This window comes from Mesorhizobium vachelliae, from assembly GCF_033977325.1.
GTDB lineage: Bacteria > Pseudomonadota > Alphaproteobacteria > Rhizobiales > Rhizobiaceae > Mesorhizobium > Mesorhizobium vachelliae.
In genome coordinates this window covers 1-21938 of sequence record NZ_JAVIIR010000025.1, presented here as the reverse complement: position 1 = coordinate 21938, position 21938 = coordinate 1, and the positions used below count along the sequence as shown (strand labels likewise).

At 63.8% G+C, this 21938-nt stretch carries 26 protein-coding genes; 14 read left to right on the top strand and 12 right to left on the bottom strand.

Annotated elements, in window-relative coordinates; all coding sequences use genetic code 11:
* Positions 1 to 409 precede the first annotated feature (409 nt).
* The 4 genes from rpoD (at position 410) to RFM41_RS31645 (ending at position 4286) form a co-directional block, all read left to right on the top strand.
* Entirely contained in the window at positions 410 to 2437 is a 2028-nt protein-coding gene (rpoD, locus tag RFM41_RS31660; protein ID WP_320253237.1) for an RNA polymerase sigma factor RpoD, read from the top strand.
* A 204-nt stretch (positions 2438 to 2641) separates the two neighbouring features.
* Entirely contained in the window at positions 2642 to 2935 is a 294-nt protein-coding gene (locus RFM41_RS31655) for a GYD domain-containing protein (RefSeq protein ID WP_042646984.1), read from the top strand.
* Positions 2936 to 3098: 163 nt separating this feature from the next.
* On the top strand, positions 3099 to 3479 hold the full coding sequence (locus RFM41_RS31650) for a thiol-disulfide oxidoreductase DCC family protein (RefSeq protein ID WP_320253238.1): 381 nt from the start codon (positions 3099 to 3101) through the stop codon (positions 3477 to 3479).
* A 138-nt stretch (positions 3480 to 3617) separates the two neighbouring features.
* Positions 3618 to 4286 carry a PadR family transcriptional regulator gene (locus tag RFM41_RS31645; protein WP_320253239.1) on the top strand — a complete coding sequence of 223 codons (669 nt, stop codon included), beginning with the start codon at positions 3618 to 3620 and terminating at the stop codon, positions 4284 to 4286.
* Positions 4287 to 4361: 75 nt separating this feature from the next.
* Here the strand turns inward: RFM41_RS31645 and RFM41_RS31640 are convergent, their stop codons facing one another.
* On the bottom strand, positions 4362 to 4622 hold the full coding sequence (locus RFM41_RS31640; RefSeq protein WP_320253240.1) for a YiaA/YiaB family inner membrane protein: 261 nt from the start codon (positions 4620 to 4622) through the stop codon (positions 4362 to 4364).
* Between the two features lie 58 nt (positions 4623 to 4680).
* Positions 4681 to 5358 (bottom strand): PspA/IM30 family protein, encoded by a 678-nt coding sequence (locus tag RFM41_RS31635; RefSeq protein WP_320253241.1) that lies wholly within the window; start codon positions 5356 to 5358, stop codon positions 4681 to 4683.
* 172 nt (positions 5359 to 5530) lie between these two features.
* On the opposite strand from RFM41_RS31635, the gene RFM41_RS31630 reads away from it, so the two are divergent.
* Both RFM41_RS31630 and RFM41_RS31625 read left to right on the top strand, forming a co-directional pair.
* Positions 5531 to 6172 carry a TetR/AcrR family transcriptional regulator gene (locus RFM41_RS31630; RefSeq protein WP_320253242.1) on the top strand — a complete coding sequence of 214 codons (642 nt, stop codon included), beginning with the start codon at positions 5531 to 5533 and terminating at the stop codon, positions 6170 to 6172.
* A gap of 52 nt (positions 6173 to 6224) precedes the next feature.
* Complete coding sequence (locus tag RFM41_RS31625) at positions 6225 to 6518, top strand: HlyU family transcriptional regulator (RefSeq protein WP_320253243.1); 294 nt, start codon at positions 6225 to 6227, stop codon at positions 6516 to 6518.
* Between the two features lie 38 nt (positions 6519 to 6556).
* Here RFM41_RS31625 and kce read toward each other — a convergent pair whose 3' ends face one another.
* Genes kce through RFM41_RS31605 form a run of 4 tightly spaced genes read right to left on the bottom strand, consistent with a single transcriptional unit; the run spans position 6557 to position 10554 of the window.
* Entirely contained in the window at positions 6557 to 7489 is a 933-nt protein-coding gene (kce, locus tag RFM41_RS31620; protein WP_040989481.1) for a 3,5-dioxohexanoate:acetyl-CoA acetone transferase, read from the bottom strand.
* A 50-nt stretch (positions 7490 to 7539) separates the two neighbouring features.
* The gene (locus tag RFM41_RS31615; RefSeq protein WP_320253244.1) at positions 7540 to 8370 is read right to left on the bottom strand and encodes a carbohydrate ABC transporter permease; all 831 of its coding nucleotides are present in this window, start codon (positions 8368 to 8370) and stop codon (positions 7540 to 7542) included.
* Positions 8367 to 9302 (bottom strand): carbohydrate ABC transporter permease, encoded by a 936-nt coding sequence (locus tag RFM41_RS31610; RefSeq protein ID WP_320253245.1) that lies wholly within the window; start codon positions 9300 to 9302, stop codon positions 8367 to 8369. Before RFM41_RS31610 ends, RFM41_RS31615 begins: the two co-directional genes overlap by 4 nt.
* A gap of 1 nt (position 9303) precedes the next feature.
* Positions 9304 to 10554: a sugar ABC transporter substrate-binding protein gene (locus RFM41_RS31605; protein ID WP_320253246.1), complete on the bottom strand. Its 1251-nt coding sequence runs from the start codon at positions 10552 to 10554 to the stop codon at positions 9304 to 9306.
* Positions 10555 to 10708: 154 nt separating this feature from the next.
* Between RFM41_RS31605 and RFM41_RS31600 the strand changes: the two genes are divergently transcribed.
* The 3 genes from RFM41_RS31600 (at position 10709) to RFM41_RS31590 (ending at position 14005) form a co-directional block, all read left to right on the top strand.
* Positions 10709 to 11626, top strand: coding sequence for a BadF/BadG/BcrA/BcrD ATPase family protein (locus tag RFM41_RS31600; protein ID WP_320253247.1), 918 nt, complete (start codon positions 10709 to 10711; stop codon positions 11624 to 11626).
* A gap of 29 nt (positions 11627 to 11655) precedes the next feature.
* A complete protein-coding gene (locus RFM41_RS31595; RefSeq protein WP_320253248.1) occupies positions 11656 to 12675 on the top strand; it encodes an SIS domain-containing protein in 1020 nt (339 codons plus the stop codon).
* Positions 12676 to 12829: 154 nt separating this feature from the next.
* A complete protein-coding gene (locus tag RFM41_RS31590) occupies positions 12830 to 14005 on the top strand; it encodes an ROK family transcriptional regulator (protein WP_320253249.1) in 1176 nt (391 codons plus the stop codon).
* 72 nt (positions 14006 to 14077) lie between these two features.
* Here RFM41_RS31590 and RFM41_RS31585 read toward each other — a convergent pair whose 3' ends face one another.
* A complete protein-coding gene (locus RFM41_RS31585; protein ID WP_320253250.1) occupies positions 14078 to 14716 on the bottom strand; it encodes an FMN-dependent NADH-azoreductase in 639 nt (212 codons plus the stop codon).
* 114 nt (positions 14717 to 14830) lie between these two features.
* On the opposite strand from RFM41_RS31585, the gene RFM41_RS31580 reads away from it, so the two are divergent.
* Positions 14831 to 15784: a LysR family transcriptional regulator gene (locus RFM41_RS31580; protein WP_320253251.1), complete on the top strand. Its 954-nt coding sequence runs from the start codon at positions 14831 to 14833 to the stop codon at positions 15782 to 15784.
* Here RFM41_RS31580 and RFM41_RS31575 read toward each other — a convergent pair.
* Positions 15723 to 16343: a TetR/AcrR family transcriptional regulator gene (locus RFM41_RS31575; protein ID WP_320253252.1), complete on the bottom strand. Its 621-nt coding sequence runs from the start codon at positions 16341 to 16343 to the stop codon at positions 15723 to 15725. The genes RFM41_RS31580 and RFM41_RS31575 overlap by 62 nt on opposite strands.
* A gap of 65 nt (positions 16344 to 16408) precedes the next feature.
* Between RFM41_RS31575 and RFM41_RS31570 the strand changes: the two genes are divergently transcribed.
* The gene (locus RFM41_RS31570; RefSeq protein WP_320253253.1) at positions 16409 to 16834 is read left to right on the top strand and encodes a VOC family protein; all 426 of its coding nucleotides are present in this window, start codon (positions 16409 to 16411) and stop codon (positions 16832 to 16834) included.
* Between the two features lie 14 nt (positions 16835 to 16848).
* Here the strand turns inward: RFM41_RS31570 and RFM41_RS31565 are convergent, their stop codons facing one another.
* The gene (locus RFM41_RS31565; protein ID WP_320253254.1) at positions 16849 to 17796 is read right to left on the bottom strand and encodes a S1C family serine protease; all 948 of its coding nucleotides are present in this window, start codon (positions 17794 to 17796) and stop codon (positions 16849 to 16851) included.
* A 168-nt stretch (positions 17797 to 17964) separates the two neighbouring features.
* On the opposite strand from RFM41_RS31565, the gene RFM41_RS31560 reads away from it, so the two are divergent.
* The 3 genes from RFM41_RS31560 to RFM41_RS31550 all read left to right on the top strand — a co-directional run bounded on the left by RFM41_RS31560 (position 17965) and on the right by RFM41_RS31550 (position 20481).
* Positions 17965 to 18840 (top strand): S1C family serine protease, encoded by an 876-nt coding sequence (locus RFM41_RS31560; RefSeq protein ID WP_320253255.1) that lies wholly within the window; start codon positions 17965 to 17967, stop codon positions 18838 to 18840.
* 8 nt (positions 18841 to 18848) lie between these two features.
* Positions 18849 to 19493, top strand: a complete 645-nt coding sequence (locus tag RFM41_RS31555) for a response regulator transcription factor (protein WP_320253256.1) — start codon at positions 18849 to 18851, stop codon at positions 19491 to 19493.
* A gap of 121 nt (positions 19494 to 19614) precedes the next feature.
* Positions 19615 to 20481: an SDR family oxidoreductase gene (locus tag RFM41_RS31550; protein WP_320253257.1), complete on the top strand. Its 867-nt coding sequence runs from the start codon at positions 19615 to 19617 to the stop codon at positions 20479 to 20481.
* Between the two features lie 98 nt (positions 20482 to 20579).
* On the opposite strand, the gene RFM41_RS31545 is transcribed toward RFM41_RS31550, so the two are convergent.
* The 3 genes from RFM41_RS31545 to RFM41_RS31535 are packed head-to-tail and all read right to left on the bottom strand — an operon-like array spanning position 20580 to position 21680.
* Complete coding sequence (locus RFM41_RS31545) at positions 20580 to 20873, bottom strand: type II toxin-antitoxin system RelE/ParE family toxin (protein WP_320253258.1); 294 nt, start codon at positions 20871 to 20873, stop codon at positions 20580 to 20582.
* The gene (locus tag RFM41_RS31540) at positions 20870 to 21106 is read right to left on the bottom strand and encodes a type II toxin-antitoxin system ParD family antitoxin (protein WP_140541416.1); all 237 of its coding nucleotides are present in this window, start codon (positions 21104 to 21106) and stop codon (positions 20870 to 20872) included. The genes RFM41_RS31545 and RFM41_RS31540 overlap by 4 nt, the downstream gene beginning before the upstream one ends.
* Positions 21107 to 21164: 58 nt before the next feature.
* Positions 21165 to 21680 carry a TIGR00645 family protein gene (locus RFM41_RS31535; protein ID WP_320253259.1) on the bottom strand — a complete coding sequence of 172 codons (516 nt, stop codon included), beginning with the start codon at positions 21678 to 21680 and terminating at the stop codon, positions 21165 to 21167.
* Between the last annotated feature and the right edge of the window lie 258 nt (positions 21681 to 21938).

The window sequence follows — 21938 nt, the reverse complement described above, 5'->3', positions numbered from 1 at the left end:
GAAGTGAAGTGGAATGCGCGGCGCGTCGAATCGACGCCTTTAAGTCGGGTAATTGATTCGCTTTTTTCATGCGAATCATGCCAGAGGCGCTTGACCTTCTGGCAGATTGGCGGAATCAGGACGATTCGAAACGTTAACCGTGCCCCGGCGTCGGCGGGAAATTTGAGCGATGTGAGGTGCCGGTGACGGCTGGACAGGCAGAATGCCTGCTCCAGATATCAGGGTTAATCTGGACTTAATGCATGTCGCCCAAAAGTGGAAACCGGTTTGGGGCAAACGAGATGCACAAAACAAAAGAGATGATGCGGTTGGTGAGCCGGTAGAAAGCGTTCTGGTGCGAGCGCGTCCGGCATGACCGGTCCGGCAGTTTACGCGGCCTCGATATACGGCCGCTTGGAGACGACAAAGAATGGCGACAAAGGAAAAGGAAGAGGTCGAGACCGAACGTGAAGGCGCCACCGATGGCCCTCTGCTCGACCTTTCCGACGATGCTGTCAAGAAGATGATCAAGGCCGCGAAGAAACGCGGCTATGTCACGCTCGACGAGCTCAATGCGGTGCTGCCCTCGGAAGAGACGGATCCGGACCGCATCGAAGACATCAATGCGATGCTCAACGACATGGGCATCAATGTCGTCGAGGACGACGAGCAGGGTGAAGAGAGCGAAGCCGAAGCGCCTGCCGACAGCGAGGAAGACGCCAACGAGCTTGCCGAGCAGACCGGCACCGCGGTTGCCGCCACGACCACCAAGAAAGAGCCGACCGACCGCACCGACGATCCGGTGCGCATGTATCTGCGCGAGATGGGCTCGGTCGAGCTTCTGTCGCGCGAGGGCGAAATCGCGATCGCCAAGCGCATCGAGGCCGGCCGCGAGACGATGATCGCTGGCCTGTGCGAAAGCCCGCTGACCTTCCAGGCCATCATCATCTGGCGCGACGAGCTCAACGAATCGAAGATCCTGTTGCGCGAGATCATCGACCTCGAGGCGACCTATGCCGGCCCCGAGGCCAAGCAGGCGCCCGTCGTCGAACGGATCGAGGAGACGCCCAAGCCCGAAGAGAAGCCGCGCGGCCGCGCGGCGGCACGCGAGGAAGAAGACGACATCACCAATGTCGGTGGCGATACGCGCGGGCTGGAAGAAGAGGAAGACGACGAGGACGAGGCAAGCCTGTCGCTGGCCGCGATGGAAGCGGAACTGCGCCCGCAGGTGATGGAGACGCTCGACGTCATCGCCGACACCTACAAGAAGCTGCGCAAGCTGCAGGACCAGCAGGTCGAGAACCGCCTGGCCGCGGCCGGCACGCTCTCGCCCAGCCAGGACCGCCGCCTGAAGGAGCTGAAGGACCAGCTGATCAAGGCGGTGAAGTCGCTGTCGCTCAATGCCGCGCGCATCGAGGCGCTGGTCGAGCAGCTTTACGACATCAACAAGCGCCTGGTGCAGAACGAGGGCAAGCTCTTGCGCCTCGCCGAAAGCTACGGCGTGCGCCGCGAGGAATTCCTCAAGGAGTATCAGGGCTCGGAGCTTGATCCGAACTGGACCCGCTCAATCGCCAATCTCACCTCGCGCGGCTGGAAGGAATTCACCAAGAACGAGAAGGACTCGATCAAGGAGCTGCGCGCCGAGATCCAGAACCTCGCCACCGAAACGGCGATCTCGATCCTGGAGTTCCGCAAGATCGTGAACCAAGTGCAGAAGGGCGAGCGCGAGGCCGCGATCGCCAAGAAGGAAATGGTCGAGGCGAACCTGCGCCTGGTCATCTCCATCGCCAAGAAATACACCAACCGCGGCCTGCAGTTCCTGGATCTCATCCAGGAAGGCAATATCGGCCTGATGAAGGCGGTCGATAAGTTCGAGTACCGCCGCGGCTACAAGTTCTCGACCTACGCCACCTGGTGGATTCGGCAGGCCATCACCCGCTCGATCGCCGACCAGGCGCGCACCATCCGTATTCCGGTGCACATGATCGAGACGATCAACAAGATCGTGCGCACCTCGCGCCAGATGCTGCACGAGATCGGCCGCGAGCCGACGCCGGAGGAACTGGCCGAGAAGCTCGCCATGCCGCTAGAAAAGGTGCGCAAGGTCTTGAAGATCGCCAAGGAACCGATCTCGCTCGAAACGCCGGTCGGCGACGAGGAGGATTCGCATCTCGGCGACTTCATCGAGGACAAGATGGCGATCCTGCCGATCGACGCGGCGATCCAGGCCAATCTGCGCGAGACGACGACGCGCGTGCTGGCCTCGCTCACCCCGCGCGAGGAACGCGTTCTCAGAATGCGTTTCGGCATCGGCATGAACACCGACCACACGCTGGAGGAAGTCGGCCAGCAGTTCTCGGTGACGCGCGAGCGTATCCGCCAGATCGAAGCCAAGGCGCTGCGCAAGCTCAAGCATCCGAGCCGGTCTCGCAAGCTGAGAAGCTTCCTCGACAGCTGAGCTGAACGCAAATATACCAAGATCCAAAGGGCGCCTCCGGCGCCCTTTTTTCGTTTCCGGCCACCTCTCATGCCGCCTTGCCGGGTTCGCCCGACAGGAGGATAATTTCAGGGTCGGATGCATTTGTGGGCGACAAGCCGGATGCCCGCCCCGGCGCCGGTCGTAACGGCGTCGCGCTCCGTGGCTCCCGGTGGGAGGTGTGCCATGACAACCTACATCGTGCTTATCAACTGGACCGAACTGGGCGCCAGGAATGTGCGGGAGTCGCCGAAACGGCTCGATGCCGCCAAGAAGCTGCTGGGGGAAATGGGCGGCTCGTTCAAGTCGTTCTACCTGACCATGGGCGAATGCGACATGGTCGCCATCGTCGAAGCCCCGGACGATGCGGTGCTCGCCCGCTTCGCGCTGCTGTTGTCGTCGGGCGGCAACGTCAAGACGCGGACGATGAAGGCGTTCCCGGAGTTCGCCTACCGCGAGATCATCAGCTCGCTGGGATAGGGTGACTTAAAGCGCGTCGCGATCTTTCAGATTCGCCCCATGCGCTTTAGGTTTTTGATTTTACGCATGTCTTATGCCGAAACCGGTTCCCACTTTCGGGAGACATGCTTTAGGGACCGGCGCGGCTGTTGCGAAGCCGCGCCGCATTCCCGATAGTCGCGTCATGCCCAAGCCGCTGCTCACCGTCTGGTACAACACGCGCTGTCCGGTGTGCGACGCCGGCATCAATCACCAGAAGCGACGGCTGATCGAGGCGGTCAAGGCGGGCCGCATCGAATTCCGTGACATCAATTTCGAGCCCGAAGCGCTTTCGGCTTTCGGCGCCTCGCTCGAGGATATCCGCCGGCGCCTGCATGCCACCGATGCCGAAGGACGGCTGCTGGTCGGCGCCGATGTTGCGGTCGCGGTCTGGCGGCTCACGCCGAGCGAGGGGTGGCTGGCGTCCCTGTTCGGCAACCCTGTCGCGCTGCCTTGGACGTGCATAGCCTATGACCGTTTCGCCGACCTCCTCTACGCCTGGAACCGGCGCAAAGGCCGTTGGTAGGCGGCAACTCCACTTCCCAAATTGCAGCGATGCAGGGGTCTTGGCGCATTCTGCGATACATCGTAAGATATATCTTGACTTCGCGAGCGGCGCGCCTTACTTACGATGTATCGTAAGATATAACTTAAGGAGCAATCAATGCACAGACATAACCAATCAGGGCACAATCATTTCGGCGAACGCATGTTCATGCATATGGCTGGCAAATTCGGCGGCCGCGGCGGCGGCTTCGGCCCGTTCGGCCATGGCGGCAGGGGCGGCGGCCGCGGCGGCCCGGGCGACATGTTCCGCGCCGGACGCATGCTGGCCGACGGCGATCTCAAGCTCATCACGCTGTCGCTTCTGGCCGATGCGCCGCGCCACGGCTACGACATCATCAAGGCGCTGGAAGAGCGCACCAGTGGCATCTACAGCCCGAGCCCGGGCGTGGTCTATCCGACGCTGACCTTCCTGGAGGAGGCGGGCTACGCGGTGTCGTCCAGCGAAGGCAACAAGAAGGTGTTTTCGATCACCGAGGCCGGCAGGGCGCATCTCGAGGAGAACCGCGAGATGATCGACAGCGTGCTTGACCATCTCGAGCGCTTCGGCCGCAAGATGGCCGCGGCGCGCGAATGGTTCGGCTGGGGCGACGACAAGGACGAGGGGCGCCGCGGCCGTTCGGAAACGCGCGACCGCTTCCGCGCGCTGCGCCACCGGCTGCGCGCCGCGCTCGGCGACATCGCCGACGCGCCGGAAGACAAGCAGGCCGAGGCGATCAGCATCCTGGAAGACGCCGCCGAGGCGATCGAGGCATTGGCACGGCGCTAATGCTGCCTGCAGTTCTTCGGTTCAGCGCAAAAGGCCCGGAGCGATCCGGGCCTTTCGTTATCGACCGGGACGCGATCAATCCTTGCCGACATACTCGCTGATCAGCTTGTCGTTGCGCGCCTTCTCGATCTTGGCGGTGGTCTCGGCCGCGATCCGCTCGTCGGTGCGGTACTTGACCAGGTTCACCAGGCTGCCGGTGAGTAACAGCACGCCCATGCCCCAATAGCCCTTGGTCGAGAGGTCGACCGGCGCCAGCCACAGCGACAAGGCCAGCATGAAGTAGGCGGCGCCTACCGATATGGTGTTGAAGAGGATGTAGGTCTGATTGCCGTTCATCGTCGTGTTCCTTGGTTTGATCCGTTTAGAGGATTTGATCTGTCTGGGAATTGCGGGTTCAGTTCAGCGATTTCAGGCGTGCCAGAACGTCCTCGGCGCGCACCTTGGTGGCCGGTCCGTGGCCTGCGTCGGCGAGGCGCTCACGGATCGCCTCGTGGCGCAATTCGCCGTCGATCTCGTCGAGGATCGAGGCCTCCTCGAACGGGTCGCTGCTTTCCTTGATGCGGGCGAGCAGTTCCTCCGCCTCGTTGATGTTCGCCGTGCGGCCGATCGAGCGGTTGAGGCGCGACTGCGCCTTGCGTTCGGCATCGATCGCCCTGGCGGAAATCATGCCTTGGTTCAGGCCGACGATGCGGCGGTGCGTCTGTTCAACGGATAGACGCATCCGCAAGGTCTTCTCGCCGAGGCTGTTGACCGTGGCGCGACGGACCTCGCGCTCGTTCTCCAGTTCGGCGATTGCGGAAGCGCCGCCTTCTGCAAGCGCCTGGTTGTTGGCCGAGAGCGCGCTCAGCGTGCGGCTCTCCAGATCGGCGATGCGGCGGTCGAGCTGGTCGAGGCTGGTCTGCTCGGCGCGCTGGCGCACGATCAGCGAGGCGAGCGTCTGCTTGGCGGCGGCGAGGCCCGCCTCCGCGTCGCGGATGCGCTGCGCCAGGAGGTCGATGGCGAAACGATCCTTCAGATTGTCCTCGGCCCGTGCGCTGGCGCCGTCCAGCAATGTCTTGATCAGGCTAAGCATGGTCTTCTCCCTGTTGATGTGAACGATGTTCACGAAACCAACATAACAGGAAATGAACATTGTTCAAGTAGTAATTTGAACGCTGTTCATGAGGCGTTGGACATGGTAAACGCAGGCAAATGGAATGAATCCGGGCCGGGGCGCTGGCTCCGAAGACAAGGACAGAAAGAGCATGGCGCTGGACAAGGAAGAAATGAGCGAGAAGGTGCTCGCCATCGCCGAGGCGCTGCTCAACGAGGGCGGCGCCGAGAACCTGAAAGCGCGCACCATTGCCGAGCAGGCCGGCATTTCGGTCGGATCCGTCTACAACCTCTTCACCGATCTCGACGAGGTGCATCGCGCCGTCAACATGCGGCTGCTCGACCGGCTCGGCGCGACAGGCCTAGCGGCGATGGCCGATCTCGAAAGGCAAGGGGTGACCGATGTCCAGCACCGCATCCTGGCGATGGCGGCCGCCTATGTGCGTTTCGTCGAGGCGCATCCCGGCAGCTGGCCGGCGGTGCTTGCCTTCAACCGGCGCCGCGCGACGCGGCCCGGCCCGGACGCCTATGATGCGCTGCTCGACGCGCTCTTCGACATCGTCGCCGGCGTGCTCAAGGCAGGCGATTTCGGCCTCGACGACAAGCGCCGCGCGCTTGCGGCGCGGACCTTGTGGTCAAGCGTGCATGGCATCGTGACCAGCGGCTATGTCGCGAATTCGAACAACCGCCAGGCCGAGGAAATCTGGCATCAGATCGAGCTTCTGGTCGGCGTTTTCGTCAAGGGACTGGAACACGGCGGCGCATTCGCGCATGCTGAGACAAAGTCTGAATGAACAGGGGCACCCGTGTACCCTCCGGTGCCCGCGTGAAATGGAGTTTTGAAAAATGTCTTTTCTGAAAAAGCTTTTCGGCGGCGGCGGTGGCGAGGCTGCGGAGACCGGCGGTGCCAAGCCGGCCAAGCAGGTCGAGCACAAGGGATTCCTGATCAGCGCGACGCCCTACAAGGCCGAAGGCCAGTACCAGACCTGCGGCGTCGTCTCGAAGGAAGTGGACGGCGTCATGAAGGAGCACCGCTTCATCCGCGCCGACCGTTTCGCCGGGCTGGACGACGCCGTCGACATCTCGATCAAGAAGGGCATTCAGCTCGTCGACGAGCAGGGCGAAAGGATGTTCGGCTAGCTGCCCAGCTTCGGCTGCGCCGGCCAGCTTCTCCTTGCTCAGAACGCGACCTTGTCGCCGCCCTTGAGCTGCAGGATTTGGCGGGCCTCGTCGGGCGTGGCGATCGAGGCGCCGAGGCCTTCGATGATCTGGCGCACCTTGGTCACCTGTTCGGCGCTGGAGCGGGCGAGCTTGCCCTTGCCGATCCAGAGCGAGTCCTCGAGGCCAACGCGCACATTGCCGCCGAGCGCGATCGCCTGCGTGGCGATCGGCAGTTGATGGCGACCGGCGCCCAGCACCGACCAGTGATAGTCGTTGCCGAACAGGCGGTCGGCGGTGCGCTTCATGTGGGCGACATCCTCCGGATGCGTGCCGATGCCGCCGAGGATGCCGAACACGCTCTGGACGAAGAACGGCGCCTTGACCAGGCCGCGCTCGACGAAATGCGCCAGCGTGTAGAGATGGCCGATGTCGTAGCACTCGATCTCGAAGCGCGTGCCGTTGTCGGCGCAGGTGCGCAATATGTGCTCGATGTCGCCGAAGGTGTTGCGGAAGATGCGGTCGCGCGAGGATTCCAGATAAGGCCGCTCCCAATCATGCTCGAAGGTCTTGAAGCGCTCGAGCATCGGGAACAGCGCGAAATTCATCGAGCCCATGTTGAGCGACGCCACTTCGGGCGCGAATACCTTCGCCGGCCTGACGCGTTCCTCCACGCTCATCGTCGCTGCACCGCCGGTGGTGATGTTGACGACGCAGTTGGAGCGCTGCTTGATGACTTGCAGGAACGGGGCGAATGCCTCGGTCGACTGGTCGGGGCGGCCATCGACCGGATTGCGCGCGTGAAGATGGACGATCGCGGCACCTGCCTCGGCCGCCTCGATGGCTGCGGTCGCGATCTCCTCAGCCGTCACCGGCAGATGCGGCGACATTGACGGCGTGTGGATCGAGCCGGTTACGGCGCAGGTGATGATGATCTTGTTCTGGTTCGCCACTTATGATCCTCGATCTCTTCGCTGTTTGATCGCGCCTATTTGACCGCGCCCTATTTGACCGCACCTTGCGTGATGCCGGAAATGAACTGCTTCGACAGCACGACGTAGAGCAGCGTAATCGGCAGCGCCGCCAGTGTCAGCCCGGTGAACAGCACCCCCCAGTCGGTGGTGAATTCGCCGACGAACACGGTCAGCCCTTGCGGCAGTGTCTTCAAATTGTCGGAGGTGATCAGGACCAGCGGGAAGAAAAAGTCGTTCCAGATCGGCACCGCGTTCTGGATCGCGACGATCACCAGCGCCGGGCGCGCCAGCGGCAGCATGATCGACCACATGATGCGGAGCTCGCTGGCCCCATCCATGCGGGCGGATTCCTCCAGCTCGCGCGGCAAGGTGCGCAGGAAGCCGGTCATAATGAAGACGGCCGAGGGGATGCCCATCGCCACATAGACCAGCACCAGCCCGAGATAGCTGTCGACGAGGCCGAGCGTGTCGAGCTGGATGAACAGCGGGATGATCGCCAGCTTGAGCGGCACCGTCATGCCGCTCAGGAAGAACATCAGGACCAGCGAGCTCAGTTTGAACCGGTAGCGCGCGATGGCATAGCCGGCGAGTGTGCTGAACAGAAGGATCAGCGCGACCGACGCGGCGGTGATGCCGACCGAATTTGCCAGATAGCGGACGAAGTTGGTCTCGGTCCACACCTTTTCCAGATTGGCGGTCGAGAAATGCGTCGGCAGCGAAAGCGGTGAGGAAAAGATCTCGGCGTTGGTCTTGAACGAGGAGGTCACCATGACGAACAGCGGATAGATCATGATGACGGCGTTGACCGCCAGCAAGAGCTGGATGGCGCCGTTCCTGACAGTCTCGCCGCGATCCCTCACTGCTCGATCTCGCGGCGGCGCAGGTAACGCAGCGCGATGGCGGTGACGCCGGCGACCAAGATGAACATCAGCACGGCCAGCGCGCTGCCCTGCCCGAAATCCTGGATACCGGTGGTCGTGCTGCCGAAGGCCGTGCGGTAGAAATACAGGCCGAGCACATCGGTCGAGCCGCCCGGCGAACCGGTCAGGCCGGCCATGACATAGGGGATCTCGAACCAGTTGAAGCTGCCGATGAAGGTCAGGATGGTGACGATGGTGACGCTTGGCGCGATCAACGGCCAGACGATCTTGGTCATCAGCGCGTAGTCGCCCGCACCGTCGAGGCGGGCGGCCTCCAGCACGTCCTTGCTGATGCGCTGCATGCCGGCGAGCAGCACCAGCGTGGGAAAGCCGAGCCAGTGCCAGATGTTGGCGAAGAGGATGCTGCCGAGCGCGGTGTTTTCGTTTCCCAGCCACGGAATGGCGCCGATCCCGACCAGGCCAAGGAGCTGGTTCACCAGCCCGAACAGCGGATGCAGGAACAGCTTCCACAGGAAGCCTACGATCACCGCCGACAGAACCACCGGCAGGAAGACGATGACCTGGTGAACGCGGCGCCCCGGCAGCGCCTTGAGCAACGCGAAGGCGATCAGGAAGGCGGTGCCGTTCTCGAAGACCATCAGCGCCACGAAGGCGATGACATTGTGCTTCAGCGCATTGTAGGTCCAGTCGCTGTATGGCTTTTCGAACAGGACCTGGCGGAAGTTTTCGAGCCCAATGAAGCCGGACGGCCGCAGGCCGTTGAACTCATAGAAGGCGAGGCGGAAGGCCGACAGAAGCGGCCACAGCACGAACAGCACCATGACCATCAGCGCCGGCGTCAGCAGCGCGGCAATCCAGAGCGACCGGCGCCACGGAAAAGGTCTTTCGGTGTGGCGCCAGCCGGCTGTCATGTTACTTGCCCTGGAACGGCTTGTACCATTTGGCGAGGCCGTCGGTGAGGTCGGCTGCAAGCTGGTCCGGCGTGATCGAGCCGGACATCATCTTGGTGATGTCGCCCTGCAGCAGTTCCGATCCCGTCGGCTTTTCGAAGCGGAAATAGACGACATTGATATGCGGCATCGCCGTCTCGTTCAACTTGGCGACATGCGAAAGCAACTCGTCCTTGATGACCACGCCCTTGATCGGCGAGATGTTGCCGAGGAGCGCGGAGAACTTGTCGCCGAATTCCTTGGTGCCCATCCAGTTGACCAGCTTTAGCGCGGCTTCCTTGTTGGCCGACTTGGAGTTGACCGCATAGCCGCCGTCGAAGAATTTGGTGGCCTGCGGCGTGTCGCCGGCCTTGGCCATCGGCGGGGCGACGAAGTCCATGTTGATGGATGGGTTCTGCGACCGGTAGGTGGCGATGTCGAAGCTGCCGCCGGCGAGCATCGCCGCCTTGCCGCTGAGGAACAGCTGCCCAGCCGTATCATAGTCGATGCCTTCGAAACCGTCGGGCATATAGGGACGCAATTCGAGCAGCTTGCCGAGCGCCGCGACATAACGCGGATCCTTGAAGGTGGTCTTGCCACTGGTCAGGTCGCTGACGAAGTCCTGGCCGAAGAACGGGTTGGTGAAGATGGCCACGAACATCTCGTTGAACCAGCTGGTGCCCATGCCGTTGGCCAGCGGATAGATGCCCTTTTCCTTCAGCGCCTTGCTGACGATGATGAACTCGTCCCAGGTGGTCGGCGGCGTCAGGCCGGCCTTGGCGAAGACGTCCTTGTTGATGAACAGGCCAAGCGTCTGCGAGGCGAAGGGGAGCGAATAGACCTTCTTGTCGGCGCGGTAGGTGCCGGACACCAAGGCGTCCGCCGACTGGTTGGCGAGCGACGGCACCGTTGTCATGTCCAGCGGCTCGAAATAGCCGGCCTTCACGAACTGCTCGAGCCAGCCATAGGCATGGGTGTGGATGACGTCGCCACCCTTGCCGCCGGCCAGCGCCGTCGAGACGATGGTCGGATAATTCTCGTCCGGGAACGACTCGAACTTCACGTGGATGTCCGGATTGGCCTTGGTGAAATCGGCGAAAAGTTCGTTGTAGGCGGCCTTGTCTTCCTGGCGCCAGGTCCAGAACGAGATGTCGGTGGCATGCGCCACGCTTGATGCGAATCCCCATGCGAAAGAGGCGGCCGCGAGGGCCAGGCCGATCCTTCTCCTGCTCATTTTCATAATCTCCCAGTGCGCCTGCATGCGCTTTGACGGGAATTACCAAATCATAGTTCTTGCCGTCTGGAAAGATAGTTTGTAAAGTTTCCTAACTAATGTGATTGGAACGTTGTGCGCGGCTTCAGTGGCCCGTCCGACGAAGGGAATGTTCGTGGATCAGAACCTATTGGCGGGCGTGGACATAGGCGGCACCAAGACGCGCATCATGGGGCGCCGAGGGAGCAGCTTGCTGTTCGACAAGACGCTCGTGACCGACGAATGGCGGATCCGCCAGATGGAGGTCGATGCGGCGAAACTGGCGGCCATCGTGGCGGAACTGTGCGGGGGATCATCGCCGGCTGCCATGGCCGTCGGCGCGCATGGTTGCGATACCGACGAACAATGCCGGCGGTTTCAGGCGCTGCTGTCGGCCCATCTCAAGACGAGCGTGCAGGTGGTCAACGACGCCGAGCTGATGGTGCCCGCCGCCGGCTATGATGACGGCATCGGCGTCGTGGCCGGCACCGGCTCGATCGCGGTCGCCCGCACCGCTGATGGCAAGATGCTTGCCGCCGGCGGCTGGGGCTGGATCCTGGGCGACGAAGGAAGCGCGGCAGCGCTTGTGCGCGAAGCCGCCAAGGCGATCCGCCGGACGCTCGATCGCGGCCAAGAGGGCGATCCGCTGATTGCCATGCTGATGCGCGAGATTGGCACCGACGACCAGACCAAGCTCGGCATATTGCTCAACGAGACGAGGGGCGCCGCGGCCTGGGGCCGCTATGCCAACGCCGTCTTCGATGCGGCTAATGCTGGCTCTCCGCTTGCGTCCCGCGTCATCAAGGAAGGCGGGGAGGGGCTTGCGGCACTTGTGCAACTGCTGATCGAACGCGGCGCCAATGCCTCGCTGGTCGTCGCCGGCGGCGGCGTCATTGCCGAGCAGCCGATGCTGATGGACGCTTTCGTCGAGGCCATGGCGTCATTGTCGCCGGCAAGCCGCGTGATCCTGCTGCGCGAGCCGCCGGTGATTGGCGCGGTCGCGCTGGCCGCGCGCCTTGTCGCGGACGAAGCTCAGTCCCGTGGCCGCGCATAGTGACCGCCGATGTTGATGGAGTATCGAAGATGAAGCGTATCGGTTACCGCCCCGCGGTGTCACGCCAGGCCGAAAGCCTGGAAGTCGGCAGGCAGGCCGTGGCGCGGGCGCTTGACATTTTGGACCTGTCTGGCTTTGCCGGTGGCACTGTAGGCTTTGCCGGCATCGGCGCCAGCTACCAGGCGGCGCTCGCCGGGGCCTTTTATCTGCGTCAGTCCGGCAGGCGGGGCTTAGCCTTCCTGCCGACCGAGCTCTATGGCCGGACGGATGCAGCGGCGGACGCCTTTGTCGCTCTGTCGGCCTCGGGCCAGAGCCGGGAAATCGCCGATGTGATGCTGGAGGCCAAAGCCTATCCCCGCCTTGCCATCTGCCGCGGCGCCGACAATCCGCTGGCCGATATCACCGGCGCGGTGATCGCCATGGACTCGGGCGCCGACAATGGCGCCAGTTCGACCGGCTATACCGGCACCCTGCTCGCGCTCGGCATGCTGGTGGACAGGATCGCCGGCGGCGGCTTCGATTGGGGACAACTGCCCAGGGCGGTCCAGCGCCTGCTGGCAGATGGCTGGGAGGGTGCAGGTCGGGCAGCAAGGCTGCTGGCCGGTCGCGCCGCCATCGACATTGTCGGCGCTGGCATCGGCTTTGCCAATGCGGGCGAGGCGGCGATGCTGATCCGCGAGGCGGTTCGGGTTCCAGCCTCCGGCTGGGACACGCTGAACTACCTGCACGGTCCGATGGAATCGCAGGACGCGGCCACCGGCCTGATCGCCTTCGGCGACGACCGCGAGGTCAAGATCGCGCAGGATGTCGCCGGCTTCGGTTGCCCCTCGGTGCTGATCACGCGCAGGACCGGTGTCGCGTCGACGGAAAAGCTCGCCGTGATCGTCATCCCGGCGCTGGGCAATGCGATCGCGGACGGCATAATGGAGATCATCGCGCTGCAGATGATCGTCGCAGACATGCAGGATGAGGCCGGCCTGACCGATATCACCTTCCGCTACCGGCAGACCGACACCAAGCTGAAGCCGTGGTCGCCGACGGAGCTTTAGCTTTCTCTGGCCGCCAGACTTGTTCCTCAGTAGGGGGCATTCGCGCAATCCACCGAAACGCATCACAATGGCGATTGTCGCGGTTGATTCGTGATATGCGATCCGCCGCGCCTTGCCGAGCGCCGAGAGGATGAAGGCGGAACAAACGTCGCAAATGGCTCCATCCGAAATCCCCAGCCTGACGGAAAGCGCCCGCGCCGTGCTGCGGCTGCTGGCGTCGCAGGGGCCGGTGACCCGGCCGAAGCTAGGGTCGATGCTGGAGCTATCCAAGCCGACCATGTCGGCCGCCGTTTCCGAGCTCAGCGCGCTCGGCCTCGTCGCGTCGCGCGGGACGGAGCGCGGCGCCATCGGGCGGACCGCCACCATCTATGGCATCGGCCCTGGTGCCGGCTATGTGGTGGGCATCGATGTCGGCGCTGCACAGGTGCGCGCCGTCGCCTATTCGATGGATGCCCAGCCCCTGGCGACGGTGGAGGAGAGCATTCCGGAAAGGGCGACGACCGACGAGATCGGCGCGGTCATTCTGTCGGTCGCCAAATCGATCCCGGCAAAGGTCGGCAAGACGTTCCGGATCCTGCGCAGCATCGCGGTCGCGGTGCCGCGCATCGTCTCGCACAGTCGTCTCGGCAATGGCCAGGGCAATGGGCCGGACGCCGTGCTCCGCACCCTTCTCCGCAAGATCGACGTGCCGATCATCCTGGAGAACAACGTCAACTGCGCGGCGATCGGCGAAATGCATTTCGGGGCGGCGCAGGGCCACCAGACCTTTGCCTTCCTGCAGGTCGGCGTACGGGTCGGTCTCGGCCTCATCAATGAAGGCCGGCTTTATCGTGGTGCAGGCGGCGCTGCGGGCGAAGTCGGCCGCATGCCTTTTCCGTGGTCGGCCAGCGAAGTGCCTTATCGCGAAGGGCTGGAGCACTATCTCGGCTCGCGGGCGCTGGTCGAGCGCAGCCAGCAGACCTGGCCGGCGGAAGAGGGGGCGCCGCCGAGCTCGGCCAAGGAATTGTTCGCGCTGGCGCTGGCCGGGTCGCGCCCGGCCGCCGAGGCGGTGTCGCGCCATGCGGCCGACATCGGCCGGCTCGCGGCCGGCTGCATCGGCATGTTCGACCCAGGCCTGATCGTGCTCGGCGGCGGCGTCGGGCGCAATGCACTGATGACGGCTGAGGTCGAGCGGGTGGCCGGCGAGCTGGCCTGGCCGACGCCGATCGCGGTCAGCACGCTCGGAGATGTCGGGACCGCGCTCGGCGCCATGAAGCTGGCGCTGGATTACAGCCTTGGGCTTATCCTGCGCGAGGACCGCCATCCGGCCGTGGTGCTGCCGCCGTTGTAGCGCGAGGGCCGAAACGCAAAAAGAGGCAGGCGCTGGCGGGCGCCTGCCTCTTTCATTTCCTGGCATCAGTGATCAGGCCGCGACCGCGACCTGATCGGCATTGGCGGCCGCGATGGCGTCAACCTTGGCGGTGGCCTTGGCGAGTGCTGCGGTGATCGCGTCAGCGCCCATGCCGACACCCTCGACACGGATGACCTCGACGTCGGTCATGCCGAGGAAGCCGAGCACGCTGCGCAGATACGGAACAGCGTGGTCCATATGAACCGCGGCGCCTTCGGAATAGATGCCGCCGGAAGCAAGCACGATATAGACCTTCTTGCCGTTGACGAGCCCCTTCGGGCCGTTCTCACCGTAAGCAAAGGTCTTGCCCGAGCGGGCGACGTGGTCGACCCAGGACTTCAACGTCGAGGAGATGTTGAAGTTGATGAAGCCGGTGGCGAGGATCACGGTGTCGGCGGCGAAAAGCTCGTCGAGCACGGCGTCGGAAACGCCGACGACCTCGGCCTGGCGCGGCGTGCGGGCTTCGGCCGGCGTGTAGATGCCGGTGGCGTAATCAGGATCGATATGCGGCAGAGGATTGGCGACCAGGTCGCGCACGACGAGCGTGTTGGACGGATCGGCGGCAACGAGCTTCTGGGCAAGATCTGTAGCGACGCGGGTCGAGTGCGAAGCGTCGCCGCGCGGGCTGGACGTAACGAGAAGAATAGACATGGCGGTGTCCCCTTGGGGTTGGATTGAACTTTCCCCGCCAATATGGGATTCCATTCCATCAGGATAACTGGTATAATATGGATACAATCTATCAATAAAATGGATGGATCGACCATGCAACCAAACCCGACCCTGGATCAGCTCCAAATCCTGGTGGCCGTGGCCGATGCCGGCAGCTTCTCGGCGGCGGGCCGCAAGCTTAACCGGGCGCAGTCGGTGGTGAGCTACGGCATCGCCAATCTCGAAGCGCAGCTCGGCCTGAAATTGTTCGAACGCGAAGGCACGCGCGAGCCGCAGCTGACCGATGTCGGCAAGGCGATGCTGGAGGACGCGCGGCGCATGATCGGCGTCCTGCAGCGCATCCGCTCACGCGTCGACGGCTACAATCAGGGACTCGAGGTCGAGGTCGCGCTGTCCGTCGACGTGGCGCTGCCATCGCCGGTGCTGGTGCGGGTGCTAAGGGCGTTCGAAGCGCAATTCCCGACGGTGATGCTACGTCTGCATGTCGGCTCGCTCGGCCTGATCCCGGATTATGTCCTGAGCGGCCAGGCCGATCTCGGCATCGGCGGCCTGCTGGGCGAGGTCGTCGACGTGCATCTCGTTGCCATCGGTTCCATGTCGATGGTGCCGGCGGCCACGCCCAACCATCCGCTGGCGCGACTGCCGAAGCCGGTGGCGCTCGAAGACGTGCGCGAATACACCCAGCTTGTCGTCACCGACCAGTCGGAGCGCACCAAGGGACGCGACTACGGCGTCTTTGCCTACCGCACCTGGCGGCTCACCGACATGCGCACCAAGCACACGCTCATGCGGGCTGGACTGGGCTGGGGCGGCTTGCCGCGCTGGCTGATCGCCGACGATTTGGCGAGCGGTCGATTGGTCGAACTCGATCTCGAACCTTACAGGGAAACGAGCGCCCCACTGTTTGCCATGCACCGCAACGATCGCAGCCCGAAACCGGTGGCTGCGTGGCTGATCGATCAGTTCAAGCGCGAGCTCGGCTGTTTCAACGAGTTCGAGCCGGGCCCGGTGCCCGAGCCGGAGCCAATCCATCAATCAGCGACATGAGCACTACGCGATAATCCTCGGCGGCGCCGCCGGCCTCGATGGCCAAAGCCGCCCGGTCGAAGGCGGCCGCCAGCAGGGCCGTCAGCGCCTCGGCCGGCAATCTGGTCATCGCTTGCGCGCGCATCGCGGCGACCAGGCCCTCGCGCAGCGAGCGGTTGCCGTGGCGGTTGTCGATCTCGTCCATGGCAGCGCGGCCGAGAACGGCCGGGCCGTCGAGCAACAGAAGCCGCGTGCGGCCGGGGGCATGCATTGCCTTGAGATAGGCGTCCGATCCGGCGATCAGCGCGTCGCGCGCGGATAGCGGGGGCGGCGAGGCTTGCTCGATCTCCGCCGCCACGGCCGCCGCCTCCTGCTCGATGACCGCCGCGAACAGCGCCTGCTTGTCGGCGAAGTGATGGTAGAGCGCGCCGCGGGTGACGCCGGCTTCGGCGACGATCTCCGGCGTGCCTGTCTCGGCATAGGATTTTTCCGTGAACAGCTTTCGCGCCGCGCGGATCAGATCGGCGCGCGTCGCCTCGGTGCGGTCGCGGTTGGAGCGGCGTCCGGACTCTTGTTGCATACATGCAGCCTGTATGTTAATGCGCTTACATACAGACTGTATGTTGAATGAGAGGAGAAGGAAAGATGAAGACGACGAGCTATTATCCGGTGCTGATGACGGACGATGTCGCAGGCACTGCGGCTTTTTACGTCGCGCATTTCCACTTCAAGCCGCTCTTCGAGAGCGACTGGTATGTGCACTTGCAGTCGGCCGAGGACAGGCGCGTCAATCTCGGCATCGTGCAAGGCGACCATGAGACAATCCCGGAAGAAGGGCGGGGACGCACGTCGGGCCTTTTGATCAATTTCGAGGTCCGCGATCCCGACGCCGTCTATGCCCGCGCCGTCGCCGCCGGCCTGCCGATCCTGCGCAGCTTGCGCGACGAGCCCTTCGGCCAGCGCCATTTCATCACCAGGGATCCCAACGGCGTGCTCATCGACGTCATCAAGCCGGTCCCCCCAAGCGAGGAATTCCTGGCGCAATACGCCGAAGGGGCGGCCGGCAGCTAGGCTGGACGGCGATCTCAGTTCGTCCGCGCTACCGGCGTCACCGCTACCTGGCTGACGCCGGTGCGGCGCACGACGGTGCAGAGCGTCTCGCGGCCGATGCGCTCGGCGTCGAGCATGCGCACGAGGTCGTCGACGCCGGTCACCGGCCGGCCGTCTATCGCCGCGATGATGTCGCCTTCCTTCAGCCCGGCCTTGGCGGCGGGGCCGTTCTTCTCGACGCTGCGCAGGCGCACCGCCGTGTTCGTGGTGACCTGCGACAAGAGCGCCGCCCGTCGCGGCAGGTTGGTGGTGTCGGCCGAGACGCCGATGAAGGCGCGGCGCACGCGGCCGAAGCGGATGATCTCGGAGATGACGAAATTGGCGGTGTTGGAGGCGACCGCGAAGGCGATGCCCTGCGCGCCATGGATCATGGCGGTGTTGACGCCGATCACCTCACCCGCCGACGACACCAGCGGTCCGCCAGAATTGCCGGGATTGAGCGCGGCATCGGTCTGGATGACATCGTCGATCAGCCGGCCGGTCGAAGCGCGCATCGAACGGCCGAGCGCCGAGACGACGCCGGCGGTGACGGTCCATTCGAAGCCGAGCGGATTGCCGATAGCGATCGCGATCTGGCCGCGGCGCAGGCGCTTGGAATCGCCGAGCGGCGCGACGTCGGCGAAACTGCCGTCGGCGCGCACCAGGGCGATGTCGGTGTCGGGATCGCGGCCAAGCACATGGCCTTCGCGTGAGGCGCCGTCCGGCATGGTGACGCGCACGGCGCGCGCATCGCCGACGACATGGAAATTGGTGACGACCAGCCCGTCCTGCGCAATGACGAAGCCGGAGCCGTGGCCGCCCGCGCCGATGCGCTCGATGCGGCACACGGCCGGCCCGATGCGGTCGACGGCGTCGGCAACGGATGCCGAGTAGGCATCGAGCAAGGTGTCGTCGGATTGGAGTTTTTCGGCGGCGAAAGCCATCGGCGTGTTCCCTCGTGATCTTGCGGAATGATGACTATATGTGCGGAGCGGGCTCGACAGCCGCGACCTGACCATGTGGCCAGTCCAGCCGGCGACTAGCCGTCAGGCGAGTACCCGCGGCGCCGTTCCGGAGCGATATCTGGGTCACCGAACCCAGGAGACAGTCTTATGAGCGACTTCAATCTCAGTGCCTTGTCCGACGCGATCGCCGATGTCGCGGCCACCGCTGCCCCAGCGGTGGCGAGTTTCGTCACGCATCACCATCGCACCGCGAGCGCCTTCCATTGGGGCGACGGCTTTCTTGTCACCGCCGAGGAAGCGGTGGAGGCCGGCGAAGAGATCGAATTGACGCTGGCGTCCGGCGAAACCGCCAAGGCGGAACTCGTCGGCCGCGATCCGTCGACGGGCGTTGCCCTGCTGAAGCCGGCTTCCGCTTCCGCCGGTCTGCCGCAACTCGCCCGGGCAGGCGCCGTGCGGCCCGGCAATCTGGCGATCGCCGTCGGCAACAGCGATGGCGCCGCGCTTGCCGTGTTCGGCACGGTAGGCGAGGTCGGTCCGGCCTGGCGCTCGATGCGCGGCGGCACGATCGACCGGCGCATCAACCTCGCCATCAACACCGGCGGGCGCTTCGAGGGGGGGCCGGTGCTCGACGCCAAGGGTGGTCTGATCGGCATGCTTTTGTTCGGACCGCGCGGGCGCGCGCTGGTGATGCCTTACGAGACGATCGAGCGCGCGGTGGCAACGCTGCGCGAGAAGGGTCACGTCGCGCGCGGCTATCTCGGCGCCGGGCTGCATCCGATCCGTAATGGCGACACCAAAGGCGCCATGGTGATGAGCCTCGACGACAACGGTCCGGCCAAGGCAGCCGGCCTGCATGTCGGCGACATCGTTGTCGCCTGGAACGGCGAGGCCGTGCATGGGCCGCGCGAGCTGATCCGCAAGCTCGGGCCGGACAGCGCCGGCACAACGGTGACTCTCGGCGTTTCGAGCGGTGGCGCTGAGCGCGAGGTGTCGATCACCATCGGCGAGAAGCCGCTGAGCTGAGAGGATCGATGGCCAGCAGCACGGCACAAACGATTGCGAGACCAGAACCGTCAGTCCACCGGCTGACGGTGCTGGTGGCGCTCGGCGATACCCAGCGCGCCGAGCAGCTTGCCGATGCGCTGGCTGCGAGCGACGATCTGCTGCCGACATTGGCCGGGAGCAGCACCGGCCAGCCAACGGATGTCGCGGTGACCGACGATGCGGCCTTGGAAAGCCGGGCCGTCGGTTCGACGACGCCCGTTGTCCTGCTGTCCCGCCGTAGCGGGCACGAGCGGCTTCCCGGTAACGTGGTCGCCGTGCTGCCGCCGTCGGCCGATAGCCTGTTGGTCGTCGCCGCGGCGCGGCTGGCCGCTTCCGGCTATCGCGTCAGCAGGGCAGCGCAGTCCGAGGTCGCGCATGGCGATTTCCATGATGGCCTCGCCGAAGAGGACGTGCCGGAGGATAATCAGGCGCATCCAGCCCTGTCGCCGCGCGAGGCGGAAGTGCTGGCGCTGCTGGCCGAAGGCGCGCCGAACAAGGTGATCGCCCGGCGGCTCAACATTTCCGTGCACACGGCGAAGTTCCACGTCGCCGCCATCCTGATCAAGCTCGGCGCCGCCAACCGCACCGATGCGATCGCGATTGCCATGCGACAGGGGCTGGTATTGGTTTGAGCCACCACAGCGGCTTCCTTTTTCAGGACGACGCAGCGTAATCTCGTTTCGGTGCCTTGGGCCTTGCGCCACGCCTGTCCCCCGCGCAAGTTGCCTCCCACGTTGAAGAGGGAGGCGAGAAATGTCGCTCAAGGACAAGACGCTGTTCATGTCGGGTGGATCGCGCGGCATTGGCCTCGCGATCGCGCTGCGCGCGGCGCGCGACGGCGCCAATGTGACGATCGCGGCCAAGACCGCCGAGCCGCATCCGAAGCTGCCGGGCACGATCTACACGGCGGCCGAGGAAATCGAGCAGGCCGGCGGCAGGGCGCTGCCGGTGCTTTGCGACATTCGCGACGAGGCCCAGGTCGCCGATGCGGTGGCAAGGACCGTCGAGAAGTTCGGCGGCATCGACATCTGCGTCAACAATGCCAGCGCCATCCAGCTTACGGGCACGCTGGAGACCGACATGAAGCGCTACGACCTGATGCACCAGATCAACACGCGTGGAACCTTCCTGGTCTCCAAAATGTGCATTCCTCACTTGAAGTTGGCCAAGAACCCTCACATCCTGAATCTGGCGCCGCCGCTCGACATGAAGGCCAAGTGGTTCAAGAACCACGTCGCCTACACGATGGCCAAGTTCGGCATGTCGATGTGCACGCTCGGCATGAGCGCCGAGTTCGCCGGAGCCGGTATCGCCGTTAATTCGCTGTGGCCGATCTCGACCATCGACACGGCCGCGGTGCGCAATCTCCTGGGCGGGGCGACGGTGGCGGCGATGAGCCGCTCGCCCGACATCATGGCCGATGCCGCGCATGCGATCTTCCTGCGCCCGTCGCGCGAGGCGACCGGCAATTTCTACATCGACGAAGAGGTTCTGCGCGCCGAGGGCGTCACGGACTTTTCGGTCTATGCGCCGGGCGCCAAAGGGGCACTTGCCGGCGATTTCTTTGTGCCGGACGAGGTGTTCGCCAGTTCGGACACGAACATAAGACGAGCCGTCTAAAGCGCGTCGCGATCTTTCAGATTCGCTCCATGCGCTTTAGGTTTTGATTTACGCATGTCTTTATCCCGAAACCGGTTCCCACTTTCGGGAGACATGCTTTAGAGGTGTCTGGGGTAATCCATCTGTTGATGTAAAATGCGCACGGCATCGATGGATTGGTCACTCATCCGCAGATACACCACGTGAGAGCCGACCGAATATTTCAGCAAGCCGGGTCGAATATCCGAAGCGTTTCGCGCTATCGCCGGAAACTGGTCTATTAAATTCATCGTGTAATGGATGGAGCGGATGTAGGCCTCTGCCCGCTCTGCGCCCCACTGACTCAGCGAATAGTCCCAGATACCATCTAGGTCCCGCCTCGCCTTTGGCGAAAACCGGACCGTTCTTTTCACCCACGTTTCTTTGCCTTGAGAAACGCCTCAATGTCGAACGGCTCGGGGTTGCCCGACATGTCTCCTTCGTCGATAGCTGCACGCAACTGCTCGAGCTTCAATTCCTGCTCTTCGAGAAGGCGAAGACCGGCACGAACGGTTTCACTCGCCGAGCCGAAGCGGCCTTTCGCTATCTGCCGTTGAATGAAAGCATCATACTGATCGCCAAGAGTCACGGAGGTGTTTTTGGGCATTTCTCATCTCCAATACCAATAGATGGTATCAAGACGCGGTCAAGCTGACAAGAATAGCCTATTCTTCCACCTTCTTGCCTTTCGCCAGCGCCATCACCCGGTCGATATAGGCAAGCATCAGCGCCGAAAAGACAAAGGCCAAGTGCATGATGGTCAGCCACATCAGCTGCTCCGTCGTGTAGGAAGCGTGGTTGAGGAAGACCTGCAGCAGGTGGATTGAGGAGATCGCGACGATGGTCGAGGCGACCTTGACCTTCAGCGAGCCGACATCGATCGTTCCCAGCCAATGGACCTCGCCGTCCTGCTCGTCGAAGCGGCTGACGAAATTCTCGTAGCCCGAGATGATCACCATCACCACCAGCGAGGCGACAAGGGCTGCGTCGATCAGACCGAGCATTTTCAGGATCGTGTCGGTGTCGCCGAGCGTGAAGGCGCTGAACACAAACTCGTAGAGCTTCTTGCCGAAGGACAAGGCATATGTCGCGAGCGCCACGCCGAGCCCGAGATAGAAGGCAACCAGCAGCCAGCGCGAGGCCAGGATGACGGATTCGATGGCGAGTTCGAGACGCTTCATGAAGGCTCCGATCGAATTGCGATAGAGGGTATTTCGGCCAGACGGGGCCGGTTTTCAAGACAAAAAACCCCGCCGGGGAGGGGACCCGGCGGGGCTCAGTGTGTCCCGCTGGAGTCGGGACAGGGCAGGGAACGCCCTATGCCGAATCAGGTAGTGTGCTGAGAGTTCTGCAAATTCGCCGAGAGAGGGCGGTCATGGCAGGCTGGTGATTGTTCACGTCACCGATTCCCGCGAAGGAACGCCACCATGACCAAGACT